Annotated in this window: 10 protein-coding genes and 2 pseudogenes; 8 read left to right on the plus strand and 4 right to left on the minus strand. The window is 70.7% G+C overall.

Going from position 1 to position 15,646, the window contains the following annotated elements:
• Positions 1-108: 108 nt before the first annotated feature.
• A complete protein-coding gene (gshB, locus tag AB5T46_RS01625; RefSeq protein ID WP_370562069.1) occupies positions 109-1,065 on the minus strand; it encodes a glutathione synthase in 957 nt (318 codons plus the stop codon).
• Positions 1,066-1,262: 197 nt separating this feature from the next.
• On the opposite strand from gshB, the gene pilG reads away from it, so the two are divergent.
• From pilG to AB5T46_RS01650, 5 genes and pseudogenes are all read left to right on the plus strand, one after another.
• Positions 1,263-1,664: a twitching motility response regulator PilG gene (gene pilG / locus AB5T46_RS01630; RefSeq protein ID WP_370562070.1), complete on the plus strand. Its 402-nt coding sequence runs from the start codon at positions 1,263-1,265 to the stop codon at positions 1,662-1,664.
• Positions 1,665-1,685: 21 nt separating this feature from the next.
• Entirely contained in the window at positions 1,686-2,057 is a 372-nt protein-coding gene (locus AB5T46_RS01635; RefSeq protein ID WP_370562071.1) for a response regulator, read from the plus strand.
• Positions 2,054-2,611 (plus strand): chemotaxis protein CheW, encoded by a 558-nt coding sequence (locus AB5T46_RS01640; protein WP_370562072.1) that lies wholly within the window; start codon positions 2,054-2,056, stop codon positions 2,609-2,611. Before AB5T46_RS01635 ends, AB5T46_RS01640 begins: the two co-directional genes overlap by 4 nt.
• A gap of 31 nt (positions 2,612-2,642) precedes the next feature.
• Positions 2,643-4,664 (plus strand): methyl-accepting chemotaxis protein, encoded by a 2,022-nt coding sequence (locus tag AB5T46_RS01645; protein ID WP_370562073.1) that lies wholly within the window; start codon positions 2,643-2,645, stop codon positions 4,662-4,664.
• 91 nt (positions 4,665-4,755) lie between these two features.
• Positions 4,756-6,927: pseudogene (locus tag AB5T46_RS01650) on the plus strand (Hpt domain-containing protein); the annotation flags it as partial.
• 454 nt (positions 6,928-7,381) lie between these two features.
• Here AB5T46_RS01650 and AB5T46_RS01655 read toward each other — a convergent pair.
• Positions 7,382-8,284, minus strand: coding sequence for a pentapeptide repeat-containing protein (locus AB5T46_RS01655; RefSeq protein ID WP_370562429.1), 903 nt, complete (start codon positions 8,282-8,284; stop codon positions 7,382-7,384).
• Between the two features lie 143 nt (positions 8,285-8,427).
• Between AB5T46_RS01655 and AB5T46_RS01660 the strand changes: the two are divergent.
• From AB5T46_RS01660 to AB5T46_RS01670, 3 genes and pseudogenes are all read left to right on the plus strand, one after another.
• Positions 8,428-10,722 (plus strand): annotated as a pseudogene (locus AB5T46_RS01660) (response regulator); the annotation flags it as partial.
• A complete protein-coding gene (locus AB5T46_RS01665) occupies positions 10,715-12,256 on the plus strand; it encodes a chemotaxis protein CheB (protein WP_370562074.1) in 1,542 nt (513 codons plus the stop codon). The pseudogene AB5T46_RS01660 and the gene AB5T46_RS01665, both read left to right, overlap by 8 nt.
• Positions 12,253-12,723 (plus strand): chemotaxis protein CheW, encoded by a 471-nt coding sequence (locus AB5T46_RS01670; RefSeq protein WP_370562075.1) that lies wholly within the window; start codon positions 12,253-12,255, stop codon positions 12,721-12,723. Before AB5T46_RS01665 ends, AB5T46_RS01670 begins: the two co-directional genes overlap by 4 nt.
• 475 nt (positions 12,724-13,198) lie before the next feature.
• Here the strand turns inward: AB5T46_RS01670 and AB5T46_RS01675 are convergent, their stop codons facing one another.
• Entirely contained in the window at positions 13,199-13,942 is a 744-nt protein-coding gene (locus AB5T46_RS01675) for a 16S rRNA (uracil(1498)-N(3))-methyltransferase (RefSeq protein WP_370562076.1), read from the minus strand.
• 304 nt (positions 13,943-14,246) lie between these two features.
• The gene (gene bioA / locus AB5T46_RS01680) at positions 14,247-15,644 is read right to left on the minus strand and encodes an adenosylmethionine--8-amino-7-oxononanoate transaminase (protein ID WP_370562077.1); all 1,398 of its coding nucleotides are present in this window, start codon (positions 15,642-15,644) and stop codon (positions 14,247-14,249) included.
• Between the last annotated feature and the right edge of the window lie 2 nt (positions 15,645-15,646).

Raw genomic sequence — 15,646 nt, forward strand, 5'->3', positions numbered from 1 at the left:
GCGCCGCGGAGGAAAGCCGTTTTGCCGCGGATCCACGCGGATACACGCGGATGGAACAGGGCCGCTTGTGGAAATGCTTGATCCGTGTTCATCCGCGCAAATCCGTGGCTAATTGCTTCCACCATCCGACGCCTCGATCGCGGCGAACAGGTCGCCGGCGATGTCGAGGCCGAACTGCGCATCGAGTTCGCGGATGCAGGTCGGGCTGGTGACGTTGACCTCGGTCAGCCAGTCGCCGATCACGTCCAGGCCGACGAAGACCATGCCGCGACGCTTCATTTCCGGGCCGACCTGCGCCGCGATCCAGCGGTCGCGCTCGCTCAGCGGCCGGCCTTCGCCGCGGCCGCCGACGGCGAGATTGCCGCGGAACTCGTCGCCCTGCGGGATCCGTGCCAGGCAGTACGGCACCGGCTCGCCCTCGATCAGCAGGATGCGCTTGTCGCCTTCGACGATCTCGGGCAGGTAGCGTTGCGCCATCGCCGTTCGCGTACCGCCGTGGGTGAGCGTTTCCAGAATCACGTTGATGTTGGGGTCGCCGGCGCGGGTGCGGAAGATCGATCGTCCGCCCATGCCGTCCAGCGGCTTGAGCACGGCGTCGCCGTGCTCGGCCACGAAGCCCTTGAGCGCGGCCGCCTCGCGGCTGACCAGGGTCGGCGGGCAGCACTGCGGGAATTCCAGCGCCGCCAGCTTCTCGTTGAGGTCGCGCAGGCCTTGCGGGTCGTTCACCACGCGCGCGCCGGCGCGCTGCGCCAGGCCGAGGATCTGGGTGTCGTAGAGGTATTCGGCGTCGACCGGGGGATCGCGGCGCATCAGCACCACGTCGCCGGTCCCGAGGGCACGCTGCGACGCCGGTCCCAGTTCGAACCAGTCCTCGGCATCGTCGCGGACGGCCAGTGACGCAACGCGCGCATTGGCGACGCCGTTGGTCACCGACAGCCCGCCGGGCAGGACGTAGTGCAGGCGATGGCCGCGGCGCTGTGCCGCCAGCAGCATCGCGAAAGTCGAATCCTTGGCGACCTTGATCGATCCGATCGGGTCCATCACGACGACGACGTCGAGCGGCATGGCAGGTGACGGTGTGGGAGACGCGGCGATGTTATCAGGCGCGGAGTAGCAGGCGTGGATTGCGACGCAGTGCCGTGAAATGAGGGCTCGCGGTGGCGCGCGTCCCGTGCGAAGCTTGACAGTGCGCCGGCCGACTGGGATATAAGACGGTTTGCAGCGGTGTCGGCCGTCGGGAACACCGCGCCAGGGGATCATTGATGACGCAAGACGAAAAACGTGCCGGCAGCCTCGATGGCTTGCGGGTGATGGTGATCGACGATTCGAAAACCATCCGCCGCACCGCGGAGACGCTGCTCAGGCGCGAGGGGGCAGACGTCACGACCGCGGTCGACGGGTTCGAGGCGCTGGCCAAGATCGCCGACCAGCATCCGCAGATCATCTTCGTCGACATCATGATGCCGCGGCTGGACGGCTATCAGACCTGCGCGCTGATCAAGAACAACCAGATGTTCCGGCAGACACCTGTCATCATGCTGTCCTCCAAGGACGGGCTGTTCGACAAGGCGCGCGGGCGCATCGTGGGCTCGGAGCAGTACGTCACCAAGCCATTCACGCGCGAGGAACTGCTCGACGCGATCCGCAAGCACGTCAACGCCTGACCGGGGGGGGTAGGGCAATCCATGGCACGCATCCTGTTGATCGAAGATTCGCCGACCGATGTCGCGGTCCTGACGCAGTTGCTGGAGCGCAACGGCCACCAGGTGCTGACGTCGGGCAGCGCCGAGGACGGCATCGAGGTCTGCCGGCGCGAGCGCCCGGACCTGGTGCTGATGGACGTGGTGCTGCCGGGCATGAACGGCTTCCAGGCCACGCGCGCGCTGTCGCGCGATGCCGACACCAGCGCGATCCCGGTCGTCATCGTCAGCACCAAGGGCATGGACACCGATCGCGCCTGGGGCATGCGCCAGGGCGCCAGGGGCTACCTGGTCAAGCCGCCGAGCGAGGAAGCGCTGATCGGCAGCATCGACGAGCTGCTCGGCGCCGCGACATGAAAGCGGCAGGCGCACCGCGGCTCACGGGCGATCCGTTCGGCACCCTGCTCGATTACGAGCGCCGGAGCCTGGCCCATGTGGCCGGCCTGCCGGAGCAGCTGGACGCGCCCGGCCTGTGGCGCGGCGTCGGCTACCGCATCGGCGACCGCCGCCTGGCCTCCGGCTTCGACGAGGTGATCGAGATCCTGCCGATGCCGCAGATCACGCCGGTGCCCGGCGCGCAGCCGTGGATGCTCGGCGTGGCCAACATCCGCGGCAACCTGCTGCCGATCGTCGATCTCAAGCAGTTCCTGGAAGGTGCGCGCACGGTGCTGCACGAAAGCCAGCGCGTGCTGCTGGTGCGCCAGCCCGGCGGCGATGTCGCGGTCACGATCGACGAGCTGTACGGCCAGCGCAGCTTCCTCGAGGAGCAGCTGATGCCGGTCGAACAGCTGGCGGAGGGGCGCTACGTGCATTTCCTCGACCGCGCCTACCGGCTCGGCGACGACGAGTGGGCGGTCTTCAGCCTCGACCGGCTGGCCCGCACGCCCGAATTCAGACAAGCCGCGGCCTGATCGCCGCATCGAAAGACACAGGGGTAACGCCATGAGCACCGTAATGGACACCGTCGCCGGCAAGGGCCGCAATCTGGGCACCAACTTCTGGTTGACCGTGCTGGCGGTCGCGCTGCTGATCTTCGGCGCCAACACCGGCTACGCGATCTGGAAGGCGGCGCGCCTGGGCGGCGCCAGCACCGCGGCCTCCAGCCTGCAGGTGAACTCGCAGCGGCTGGCGATCCAGGGCCGCGAGGCGGTCGCCGGCGACGCCGAGGCCTACGCGGCGTTCAAGGCGACCAAGGCGCAGATCGACGGCGACATCGCCGGACTCAACAGCAACTTCGGCACCACCGCCGGCGTCGCCGGGCCGATCCGCAGCGTGAGCGAGACCTGGGCGCCGCTGGACCAGCACGCGCAGCAGGTGATCGCCAGCGAACAGGCGGTGCTGGCGTTGGCCGGCAATGCCGAGCGCTTCACCCAGCGGGTGCCGCAGCTGCAGGCGCAGCTCGACGAACTGGTGCGCGCGATGTCCAACAGCGGCTCGCCGGCCTCGCAGGTCTACATCGCGCTGCGCGAGGTGGTGCTGGCCTCGACCATGGCCCGCCGCGTCACCGAGATCCAGGCCGGTGGCGGCGCCGCGGCGATCGCGGGCGAGGCGCTGGCGCGCGACGTCGGCGTGTTCGAGCAGGTGCTCGAGGGCCTGCGCGAGGGCGACGAGGGCATGAACGTGCAGGCGCTGAGCAACAGCGGTGCGCTGGCGGCGCTGGAGAACGCCACCGGGCTGTGGACCGAGATGAAGCAGGACCTCGACGCCATCCTCGGCAGCGCGCAGAACCTGTTCGGCGCACAGGCGGCGGCGGCGGCGCTGACCGCCGGTTCCGACCGGCTGCTGTCCGACAGCGAGGCCCTGTTCCAGGCCTTCACCGCGTTCGGCTCGCTGGCCGACACCAGCATCCTCGGCAACGTCTGGATCAGCATCGCCGCCGGCGCGCTGGCGCTGGCCGCGATCGTGCTGCTGGTGCTCAGCCTGAACCGCGCGCAGAAGCAGCGCTACGAAACCACCATGGAGCTCAACAACCGCAACCAGGAGGCGATCATGCGCCTGCTGGACGAGATGGGCTCGCTGGCCGAAGGCGACCTGACCGTCAAGGCCACGGTGACCGAGGACATGACCGGCGCGATCGCCGACTCGATCAACTTCGCGGTCGAGCAGCTGCGCAACCTGGTGCAGACGATCAACGACACCTCGGTGCAGGTGTCCTCCAGCGCCCAGGAGACCCAGGCCACCGCCATGCACCTGGCGGAGGCCGCCGAACACCAGGCGCGTGAGATCACCTCGGCCTCGACCCGCATCAGCGAGATCGCGGCCAGCATCGATCAGGTGTCGAAGAACTCCGCCGAGTCGGCCGACGTGGCGCAGCGCTCGGTGCGGATCGCCACCAAGGGCGCCGGCGTGGTGCGGCAGACGATCCAGGGCATGGACTCGATCCGCGACCAGATCCAGGAGACCTCCAAGCGCATCAAGCGCCTGGGCGAGAGCTCGCAGGAGATCGGCTCGATCGTGGAACTGATCAACGACATCTCCGAGCAGACCAACATCCTGGCGCTGAACGCGGCGATCCAGGCGGCGTCCGCGGGCGAGGCCGGCCGTGGCTTCGCGGTGGTGGCCGACGAAGTGCAGCGACTCGCCGAACGTGCCTCCAACGCGACCAAGCGCATCGAGACCCTGGTGCAGACGATTCAGTCGGATACGAACGAGGCGGTCAGCTCGATGGAGCAGACGACCTCGGAAGTGGTCGCCGGCGCACGACTGGCCGAGGACGCGGGTACCGCGCTGGGCGAGATCGAAAGCGTGTCGACCAGCCTGGCCGACCTGATTCAGGGCATCTCCAGCGCCGCGCAGCAGCAGTCGGCCGCGGCCTCCAACATCACCCAGGCGATGAACACGATCCAGTCGATCACCGCGCAGACCTCGCAGGGCGCCAGCCAGACCGCCGAGTCGATCGGCAACCTGGCCCAGCTCGCGGCCGACCTGCGCCGTTCGGTCGCCGACTTCAAGCTGCCGGCCTGACCGCGGCCGATCGCCAGGACGAGACGAACACGCGCATGAAGCCCACCGGTACCTGCCACAGCGCGCATGCGCATCTTCCTCGGGGGATGCGATGACGGCGCTGCGCGATGCGATCGACTACACCACGCTCGGCTGGGTCAAGCCGGAGCTCGACGAGACGCTGCAGCAGGCGCGGATCGAGATCGAGGCATTCGTCGACGATCCCACCGACGCCAGCCGCATGCGCTTCTGCGCCGGCTACCTGCACCAGGTGCAGGGCACCCTGCGCATGGTCGAGCTGTACGCCCCGGCGATGGTCGCCGAGGAGATGGAGCGCCTGGCGCAGACGCTGCAGGAAGGCGCCACCCGCGACCGCGACGGCGCCTGTGCCTCGCTGATGCGCGGCGCCGTGCTGCTGCCCGACTACCTGGAACGTCTGCAGGGCGGTCACAAGGACATCCCGATCGTGCTGCTGCCGCTGCTCAACGAGCTGCGTGCGGCGCGCGGCGCCGCCGGCCTGAGCGAGAGCGTGCTGTTCGCGCCCGACCTGCAGCGTCCGCTCCCGGCCGACCTGCCGCAGGCGGCGCCCGAGCCGGATCCGGCGCGCGGCCGGACGGCCGCGCGGCTTGCGGAACTCAACGCGGCGATGGCGGCCTGGCCGGACGACGGCGGCCCGGCCGATGCGGCGGCGTTCGCGGCCACGCTGGAGGCGCTGTTGCCGCAGACGCGCGAGGAACCGGTGCGGCGGATGCTGTGGGTCGCCTCGCGGACGATGCAGGCGCTGCGTGACGGCGCCATCGCGCCGGACGCGGCATTGCGCCAGGGCTTCGCCGGCGTGGTGCGCGAGGCGCGCCAGCAGCTGCAGCACGACGGCTTCGGCGTGCCGTCGCCGGAAACCGCGCTCGAGCCGACCCGGCAACTGCTCTACCACGTCGCCAGCAACGGCGGCGAGCATGCGGCGCTGCGCGAGCTGCGCGACACCTTCGACCTGGACGCCCCGGCGCCGAGCGAAGCCGAACTCGACCACGCCCGCGGCAGCTTGCGCGGCCGCAACCGTACGCTCCTGGATACGGTGGCCGGCGCGGTGAAGGAAGACCTGCTGCGGGTCAAGGACGTCCTCGACCTGCACCTGCGCACCGGCGAGCGCAGCACCGCCGCGCTGCAGCCGCAGGTGGAGGCGCTGGGCCGCGTCGCCGATACCCTCGGCATGCTCGGCCTCGGCGTCGCCCGCACCGTGGTGCAGCAGCAGCGCGAGGCGATGGAAGCGATCGTGCGCGGCGACCGCCACGCCGACGAGAACGCCCTGCTCGACATCGCCGGTTCGCTGCTGTACGTCGATGCGTCGCTGGACGACCAGGTCGCGCGCCTCGGCGACGGCGACGCCAGCAACGACGAGGATCCGCTGGTCGGCGAATCGCGCAAGGCCGGGGAAGTCCTCGCCCGCGAGGCGATCGCCAACTTCTCCGACGCACGCCAGGCGTTCGTCGCCTTCGTCGAGACCAGCTGGGACCACGGCGAGCTGGTGGAGGTCCCGCGCCTGCTGCAGGAAGTCTCCGGCGCGCTGCAGATGCTCCAGCTGCCGTTGCCGGCCGATTACCTGACCGGCGTGCGCCGCTATACCGAGACCGAGCTGCTCGCGCGCAAGCGCGTGCCCAACGGCCGCCAGCTCGACACCCTGGCCGACGCGCTGGCCAGCCTCGAGTACTACCTCGAGGCGCTGCGCGAGCAGCGCGGCAACCGCGACGACATCCTCGACATCGCGCGCAACAGTCTCGAAACGCTCGGCTACTGGCCGCTGCCGCCGGAACAGACACCCGTTGCCGAATCCGCCGATGTCGCCGCCGCCGCCGGCAGCGGGCGGACCGCGGCGCCCGAGGCGATCGCCGCCGGCGTGGCCGCGTTCATCGACCGTCCGCATGCCGGGCAGGACCCGCGCGCCGAACCCGCTGCGCCGGCGGCGTCCACGGCCGCGGTCCGCATGGATGGCGGCTTCGAGGCGACGGACGACGACATCGACGACGAGATCCGCGAGGTCTTCCTCGAGGAGTTCGCCGAGGAGATCGACAATCTCGACCGGCTGCTGCCGCCGTGGCGCGAGCAGCCCGACGACATGGAGCGGCTGCGCCCGATCCGGCGCGTATTCCATACCCTCAAGGGCAGCGGGCGCCTGGTCGGCGCACGCGCGCTCGGCGATTTCAGCTGGAAGGTCGAGAGCCTGCTCAACCGCGTGCTCGACGGATCGCGCACGGCTACCCCGACGGTCGTGGCGATGGTCGACCAGGCGTTCCAGACGCTGCCGCAGCTACAGTCGGCGCTGCGCGGCGAGGCCGCGGTCGAGGTCGACCTGGCGCAGATGCAGACCGATGCCGAGCGCATCGCCGCGGGCGACGAGGCGCCGCCGCGGCCCGCGATGGTCCGTGCCGAGACAACGGCCGCCGCGCCCGAAACGGACGAAGCCGCCGCGCCGGTGACCGACGAAGCGCAGGCATCGGACGCGACGGATGCCGCAGTCGGTGTGCCCGGACCGGAGACCGTCGGTGCCGATGTTCCCGACATGGTGCCGGCCTCGGTCGATGCACTGCTGCTCGAGATCCTCGATGCCGAGGTCACCGGCCATCTCGCCACCGTGGACGCATGGGTGAAGCGCGCGGCCGCCGGCGACAGCGCGGCCGACGATGTCCTGCTGCGCGCGGTTCACACCATGAACGGCGCTTTCGCGATGGCCGAGGTGCCGGTGATCACCGAGGCGCTGGCGCCCGCCGAGTCCTACATCCGCCGGATGCTGGCGGCACAGGCCGTTGCCGACGCCGAGGGCGTCGCCGCGATCGGCGAGCTGTCGACACTCGTGGGCGCCACCGTCGCGGGGCTGAAGTCCAGCCGTCCGCAGGTGCCGACATGCGATGCCCTGGCCGCGCGGCTGGCGGCCTTGCGCGACGGCTTGCCGGAAGTCCGGCCGACACCGCCGGTCGACGACGCCGATGACGATGGCGATGACGCGTCGCTGGCGATGGGGCCGGTGGATGCGGAGCTGTCGGCGCTCGACCTGAGCGCCTACGGCGATCTTGCCGGGGTTGCGGTGCCGGAGTTCGGGCGCGAGTCCGGGGAAGAGGCGGTAGCGGCGGAACGCGGTGGCGAGGCCGAGCGCCTCGAAGCCGAACGCCTCGAAGCCGAACGCCTCGAAGCCGAGCGCCTCGAAGCCGAACGTCTCGAAGCCGAACGTCTCGAAGCCGAACGTCTCGAAGCCGAGCGCCTCGAAGCCGAGCGCCTCGAAGCCGAACGTCTCGAAGCCGAACGCCTCGAAGCCGAGCGCCTCGAAGCCGAACGCCTCGAAGCCGAGCGCCTCGAAGCCGAGCGTCTCGAAGCCGAGCGTCTCGAAGCCGAACGCCTCGAAGCCGAGCGCCTCGAAGCCGAGCGCCTCGAAGCCGAACGTCTCGAAGCCGAACGCCTCGAAGCCGAGCGCCTCGAAGCCGAACGTCTCGAAGCCGAACGTCTCGAAGCCGAACGTCTCGAAGCCGAACGTCTCGAAGCCGAACGCCTGCAGGCGGAGGAGGACGCCGAGTACGCGCGCCTCGAAGCCGAGTACGCGGAACAGGACAGGCTTGCCCGCCTGGAGGCCGAAAATGCCGCCGCGGCCGCCGGATCCGGGGCCGAGGTGCCGGAGTCCATCGCGGAACCGGCGACGCCCGATGATGCCCCGGCCGCGACCGCGCAGGCCGGGACGGCGTCGGCCGAGGACCCGGACGCGCCGCTCGAGCTGGCCGATCTCGACGCCGAACTCGTCGACATCTTCGTCGAGGAAAGCAGCGATCTGCTCGATCATGCCGATCGCCTGCTCTCGCAGCTGCGCGAGGCGCCCGGCGAGCGCGAACCGCTGGTCGGGTTGCAACGCGACCTGCATACCATCAAGGGCGGTGCGCGCATGGCCGGGATCATGGCCATCGGCGAACTCGGCCATGCGATGGAGTCGCTGCTGGAGTCGGTGGTCGAGCAGCGCTGCGAACTCGGCAGCGACGGCATTCCGCTGCTCGAGCGCGGGTTCGACCGCCTGCACGTGATGGTGACGCGTGTCGGCGAACGCCGTGCGGTATCGCCGTCCGAGGAATTGAGCGCCGAGTTCGACGCCCGTGCCCGCGGCGAAACGCCGGCAGCACAGGTCGAAACCGGGCCTGCTGCCTCGGTCCCGGCGCCGGTCGTGGAGCTCGCACCGCTGTCGGCGCCGATCGGCGATGACACGGCGGGCGACGGCGACGACATCACCGTGCGCGTCCCGCAGGAGCAGGTACGCATCCGTGCCGACCTGCTCGACCGCCTGGTCAACTACGCCGGCGAGGTGGCGATCTACCGCGCCCGCCTCGAGCAGCAGCTGGGTGCCTTCCGCGCGGCCATGGCGGAGATGGAGCAGACCAACACCCGTCTGCGCGACCAGCTGCGCCGCCTCGACATCGAGACCGAGGCGCAGATCATCGCCCGCTTCCAGCGCGAGGGCGACAGCGGCGACGCCACGTTCGATCCGCTGGAACTCGACCGTTTCTCCACCCTGCAGCAGCTGTCGCGCGCGCTGGCCGAATCGGCCACCGACATGACCAGCCTGCAGGGCACGCTCGACGACCTGACGCGCCAGTACGAAACCCTGCTGCTGCAGCAGTCGCGGGTGAGTTCCGACCTGCAGGAAGGCCTCATGCGCACGCGCATGGTGCCCTTCGACGCGCTGCTGCCGCGCCTGCGGCGGGTGGTGCGGCAGGCCGCCGCCGAGACCGGCAAGCAGGTGCAGCTGAAGCTCGACGGCGCCCAGGGCGAACTCGATCGCAACGTGCTCGAGCGCATGACCGCGCCGCTGGAGCACATGCTGCGCAACGCCGTGGTGCACGGCCTGGAAGATCCGAAGGCGCGCCGCAGGGCGAACAAGCCGGAAGAGGGCACGGTGCGGATCGCGGTGCGCCGCGAAGGCTCGGAAGTGGTGCTCGAGGTCGGCGACGACGGGCGCGGCCTCGACCGCGACGCGATCCGGCGCCGCGCCGAGCAGCGCGGCCTGGTGCGTGCCGACGCGGTGCTCGGCAACAGCGACCTCGACACGATGATCTTCGAGCCCGGCTTCTCCACCGCCGACGAGGTCAGCCGGCTGGCCGGCCGCGGCGTCGGCATGGACGTGGTGGCCAGCGAGGTGCGCCAGCTCGGCGGCACCCTCGACATCGATTCGCGCAGCAGCGAAGGCACCAGGTTCACCCTGCGCCTGCCGCAGACGCTGGCGGTCACCCAGGCGGTGTTCGTGCATATCGGCGAGACCAGCTTCGCGGTGCCGATCGCCTCGGTGCGCGGCGTCGGCCGGATCTCGCGCGCGCGCATGGGCGACCCGCAGCAGGCCGGCTATTCGTACGGCGGCGAGGAGTACGCGCTGCACGACCTCGGCAAGCTGGTCGGCCATGCGCCGGCGCGGGCCGACGGACAGCTGCAGATGCCGCTGCTGCTGATCGGCGCCGGCGACCTGCGCGCCGCGGTGGCGGTCGACCAGATCGTCGGCAACCGCGAGATCGTGGTGAAGCCGGTGGGGCCGCAGGTCGCCTCGGTGCCCGGCATCTTCGGCGCCACCATCATGGGCGACGGCAGCGTGGTCGTGATCCTCGACGTCGCGCCGCTGGTGCGCCGCCAGGTGGTGCAGCCGCGCGAGGAAGGCTCCACCGGAGCGCCGGAACGGCGCCAGGTGCCGCTGGTGATGGTGGTCGACGACTCGGTGACCATGCGCAAGGTCACCGGCCGCGTGCTCGAGCGCCACAACCTCGAGGTGGTGACGGCGAGGGACGGCATCGATGCGCTCGAGCGCCTGGACGAGCGTGTGCCCGACCTGATGCTGCTCGACATCGAGATGCCGCGCATGGACGGCTACGAGCTGGCCACGCAGATGAAGGCCGATCCGCGCCTGCGCGGCGTGCCGATCGTGATGATCACCTCGCGCACCGGCGAAAAGCATCGCCAGCGCGCGTTCGAGATCGGCGTGGAACGCTATCTCGGCAAGCCGTACCAGGAGAACGAACTGATGCGCAACGTGCTGGACCTGCTCGGGAGCGGACGCGGCGATGGTTGACGGCGCCACCCGCGTCGCGCTGCTGGCGCGTCCCGGCGATGCCCGCGAGCGCCTGGCGTCGGCGCTGCGCGAGGCCGGCGCGGACCTGGTGGTGGTCGCCGATCCGGTGTCCACCGACGTCGGCGAGGTCGCCGCGACCTCGCCGCAGGCGATCCTGGTGGCGCTCGAGCCGGCCATCGAGGATGCGCTCGATGCCTACGAATCGCTGCTCGGCGACCCGCGGATCGCTGTGATCTTCGACGAGGCGGAACTGGCGGCGCAGCGCGCCGGCTGGGACGCCGCACGCTGGGTGCGGCATCTTGCGGCCAAGCTCAACCGCCACGACGACGTGCTGCCGCCCGGGCGCGAGCAGGACGGCGAATGGCAGCCGTTGCCCGGGCCGCTGTCGCCGGGCTACCGCGAAGTGTCGGCACTCGACCTGGCGTCGATCGCCGGCGAAATGCAGACGGCGGCGGAAGACGTGCCGCGCGACGGCGGCCTGGACGCAGTGGAGTCGGCCGATTCCACACTGGAGCCCGTGGGTTCGATGGAAGCCGCTGCGTCCGCGATCGTGGCCGAGGTCGTCGCTTCCACCGCCGACGGCGGTGCGTTCGCTGCCTCCGCCGAGGACGTCGCGCTCGGCGGAATTACGCTGCAGGACGTGACCCTCGACGGGCTGGATGTCGAGGGACTGTCGCTGGAGGACATCAGTTTCGAAGCCGGCGACGACGTCGATGACGACGCGCGGGATGCACCGGCCGATGCAGATGAGGCGACGGCCGCGACGGAGGCGAGCCCGGGCGCCGGCGATGATGCGTTCGCCACCGATGCCTCGCTCGATGACCTGGAGTCGATGCTCGCCGACGGTGCCACGGCGCCGGATTCCGCTTCCACCGACCGGCGCTTCAGCCAGGACCTGGCCGACCTGGAGGTGCGGATCGCCGGCCTCGAGCTGGTCGATGCCGACAGCTACGGCCATGGCCCGGAACGCGGCGCGGTGCTGATCGAAGGCGGGCTGGGCGGACCGGACGCGGTGCGCCAGTTGCTGGCGGCGATCCCGTCCGGATTTCCGCGTCCGCTGCTGGTGCGCCTGCGCCTGGACGGCGGGCGCTACGACCGCCTGGTGCGCCAGATGGAGCGCGCTGCGCAGTTGCCGGCGGTCCTGGCCGAGGACGGCGCCGCCGCCGAGCCCGGCCATGTGTATTTCCTGCCGCCGGACATCACCGTCGTGCGCGATCGCGCGCAGTTGCGCTTCGCGCGCGCCGAAGGCGCCGGCGCGGAATTGCCGGAGGCGCTGCCGCCGGGAGACACCGCGGTGCTGTTCCTCAGCGGCAGCGATCCTGCACTGGTCGATGCCGCCATGGGGCGCGCCTGGGGCGGCGCCCTGGTCGCCGGCCAGTCGCCCGAGGGTTGCTACGACGGCGCCGCGGCCGACGTCGTGATCGCCCGCGGCGGCGAGTCCGGCATGCCGCGGCAACTGGCCGCGCGTCTCGCCGAGCGCTGGCCGTCCTCCGACCGTCCGGCCGGTGCAGATCTCGAGGAGCCAGAAGCGTGAACGACGATCGCCAGGACATCCGCGGCGTGCTGATCCAGATTCAGGGTGCACGCCTGCTGCTGCCCAACGCCACCATTTCCGAAGTCCTGTCCTACGCCGATCCGGAACCGGTCGCCGATGCACCCGACTGGCTGCTGGGCCGCATTCGCTGGCGCGGCTGGCAGCTGCCGCTGGTGGCGTTCTCGCGCATGGCCGGCATTGCCGCCGAGCAGGGCGGGCTCGGCAGCAAGGTGGCGGTGATGAAGGCGCTGCACGGCAGCGACCGCATGCCCTTTTTCGCGCTGCTGACCCAGGGCTTTCCGCGCCTGGTCACGGTCGCGCGCGACGCATTGGTCGCCGATGCCGACGAGGGCGCGTTGCCCGAGGGCGTGCTCACCCGCGTGCTGCTCAACGACGACCCGGCGCTGATCCCGGATCTCGACGCCGTCGCCGCCTCGGTCGAGGACGCGCTGCAGCGCGCCGCCTGATTCTTTGAAGCAAACTCCCGGCTCTGCCGAGGGACTATCAAAGGTTTAACCCCTGCCTTCGCAGGGACAGACTTTGTCCGGCAGTCGGCTTTGAAGCCCCTCTCCCGTCGGGGCGAAAGCGCACGGCTTGCGCGCCATCGGCGCGCGTGCGCTTGAGCGTCCGCGCCGCTGGCGCGGACCGGGGCGCGGAGCGAGGGGTTGGGGTGAGGGTACGGCGAAGTCGCGACGGTTCAGGCCTCTACTCTTTCGCCGTACCCTCATCCGGCCCTTCGGGCCACCTTCTCCCGAAGGGAGAAGAAAGAATGTGGTGTCTGCCACCTTGAGACGGCGCACGCTTGATCGGCCGCTTTGAGAGGACAGGTTCATACTTACTGCGCAGGATTGCTGAAGGCGCGGTGCGGCAGAATTCGGGGCATCGCGCGCATGGCGCGCTCCTACGAAGAGAGCCGGCAAGAACTCGCCAACCGGCGACCGCTCATCCGCCCAGATCGCCGAAGCGCGACTGCAGCGACGCGATCGCGGCGATGCCCGCGGTCTCGGTGCGCAGCACGCGCGGGCCGAGGCGGATCCCGGCGAAACCGGAGGCGTGCAGGGTCTCGCGATCGCGGGCCGACCAGCCGCCTTCCGGGCCTACCGCGATCACCACCGGTGCATCCTGCTGGGGGACGGGCAGCGAAGCCACCGTTTGCGTGGCAAACGGGTCGAGCAGCAGTCGCGGCCCGCCCTGCGGCAGCGCGGGCAGCGCCGCGGCGAGGGGCTGGGCCGCGGCGACGCCGGGAACCCGCGCCCGGCCGCTCTGCTCGCAGGCGGCGACCACCACGCTGTTCCAGTGCGCGAGCCGCTTTTCCGCCCGCGCGGCGTCCAGCTTCACCTCGCTGCGTTCGCTGCCGACGGGAACGAACCCGGCCACGCCCAGTTCGGTCGCCTTCTGCAGGATCCAGTCCATCTTCTCGCCGCGGGCGATGCCCTGCAGCAGCACGATGCGCAACGGCGACTCGTTGTCGACCGTGCGCACCGCCAGCACCTCGGCTTCGCCGCCGCGCTTGCCGGCCGCGGCGATGCGGCAGTCGTAGTCGTGACCGTCGCCGTTGAACAGCACGCAGGCATCGCCTTCGCGCAGGCGCAGCACGCGCAGCAGATGCGCCGCGGCAGCGTCCGACAACGCGACGCGCATGCCCGGCGCCAGTGATGCATCGAGGTAGGCGCGGGTCAGGCGCATGAGGCCTTCTCTGCCCGATCCACGACACGGACATGCCTGGGAAACGGTCGTAGGAGCGCGCCATGCGCGCGATGCCGCGCCAGGCAGCCCTTTCCGCCGCAGGGAGAAACGAGCCGTCGCCACGGCTGTCGCCAATGAATAGCCCACACCTCGAGCCATCGGGTGACGTGTTGGTCCATCGGGATGGGCTTGGCTATTGATTTATACCGCCCGTGGCGACGGGCCTTGTCTCGCCGCAACGGAGAAGGCTGCTTGGCGCGGCATCGCGCGCATGGCGCGCTCCTACGGAATTCCATGTCCGCGCTCATGCGGTCGCCGTCTCGATCGCGGCGCGGGTGGTCTCGGCCAGCAGCTGCAGCTGGTCGTCGTCGATGCAGTACGGCGGCATCCAGTAGAGAATGTCGCCGAGCGGACGCAGCAACACCCCGCGCTCGACCGCGGCGCGGTAGGCACGCAGCCCGATGCGGCGGGCGGGATCGAACGGCGTGCGCCGGTCGCCGTTTTCCGTCAGTTCGAAGGCGACGATCATTCCCGCCTGGCGCACGTCGGCGACGTGCGGGTGCGCCGACAGCGGCGCGGCGAGAGCGGCCATCTTCCCCGCAGTCACCCGGTTGCGGGCGAGCACGTCGTCGGCCTCGAAGATGTCCAGCGTCGCCAGCGCGGCGGCACAGGCCAGCGGGTTTCCCGTGTAGCTGTGCGAATGCAGGAACGCACGTTCGCGCGAATCGTCGAGGAAGCCTTCATAGATCGTCTGCGTGGCCAGCACCGCCGCCAGCGGCAGGAAGCCGCCGGTCAGGCCCTTCGACAGGCACAGCAGGTCCGGCATCACGCCTGCCTGCTCGCAGGCGAACAACGTGCCGGTGCGCCCGAAGCCGACCGCGATCTCGTCGGCGATCAGGAACGCGCCGTGCACGTCGCACAACTCGCGTGCGCGCTTCAGGTACACGGGGTCGTACATGCGCATGCCGCCGGCGCACTGCACCCGCGGCTCCAGCACCAGCGCGCAGATCTCGCCCGGATGCTCGTCGAACAGCCGGGCCAGCGCATCGCCGGCGTCCTCGGCGTGGCCGGCCGCGGTCTGGCCCTCGCGGGCGAGATACGCGTCCGGCGAGGGCGCGAACAGCGTCTCCATCAGTAGCGGCGCATAGACCCGCCGGTACAGCGGGATGTCGCCGACCGACAGCGCGCCGATGGTCTCGCCGTGGTAGCCGTTCTCCAGCGCGACGAACTTCGTCCGCCGTTCCTCGTCGCCGCGGTTCACGAACCATTGGAACGCCATCTTCAGGGCGACCTCGACGCCGGCCGAGCCGTTGTCGGCGTAGAACACCTTCGCCAGCGGGTCGCGGCCGGCCTGGCGCGGCGCCAGCGCCAGCAACCGTTCGGCCAGTTCCACCGCCGGCAGGTGCGAGCAGCCGGCCAGGATCACGTGCTCGAGCGTGCGCGCCTGCCGCGCGATCGCCTCGGCGATGCGCGGTTCGGCATGGCCGAACAGGTTGGTCCACCAGCTCGACACCGCGTCCAGCATGCGGCGGCCGTCGGGCGCGACCAGCCAGGCGCCGTCGCCGCGTGCGACCGGCAGCAGCGGCAGGGTGTCGGGATGCTCGCGCATCTGCGTGCACGGATGCCACAGCACGGCGAGGTCGCGGGCGCGCCAGTCGGCGGCGTCGGCTAGAATGCCGGGATCGTGAAACTTCTCAGTCATCC

It is taken from the genome of Luteimonas salinilitoris (genome assembly GCF_041300785.1).
Taxonomy (GTDB): domain Bacteria; phylum Pseudomonadota; class Gammaproteobacteria; order Xanthomonadales; family Xanthomonadaceae; genus Luteimonas; species Luteimonas salinilitoris.

Excerpts from the sequence above, each read along its gene's own strand:
- gshB (WP_370562069.1), bottom strand. The coding sequence starts at position 1,065 with ATGCCGCTCGACGTCGTCGTCGTGATGGACCCGATCGGATCGATCAAG.
- pilG (WP_370562070.1), top strand. The coding sequence starts at position 1,263 with ATGACGCAAGACGAAAAACGTGCCGGCAGCCTCGATGGCTTGCGGGTG.
- AB5T46_RS01635 (WP_370562071.1), top strand. The coding sequence starts at position 1,686 with ATGGCACGCATCCTGTTGATCGAAGATTCGCCGACCGATGTCGCGGTC.
- AB5T46_RS01640 (WP_370562072.1), top strand. The coding sequence starts at position 2,054 with ATGAAAGCGGCAGGCGCACCGCGGCTCACGGGCGATCCGTTCGGCACC.
- AB5T46_RS01645 (WP_370562073.1), top strand. The coding sequence starts at position 2,643 with ATGAGCACCGTAATGGACACCGTCGCCGGCAAGGGCCGCAATCTGGGC.
- AB5T46_RS01665 (WP_370562074.1), top strand. The coding sequence starts at position 10,715 with ATGGTTGACGGCGCCACCCGCGTCGCGCTGCTGGCGCGTCCCGGCGAT.
- AB5T46_RS01675 (WP_370562076.1), bottom strand. The coding sequence starts at position 13,942 with ATGCGCCTGACCCGCGCCTACCTCGATGCATCACTGGCGCCGGGCATG.
- bioA (WP_370562077.1), bottom strand. The coding sequence starts at position 15,644 with ATGACTGAGAAGTTTCACGATCCCGGCATTCTAGCCGACGCCGCCGAC.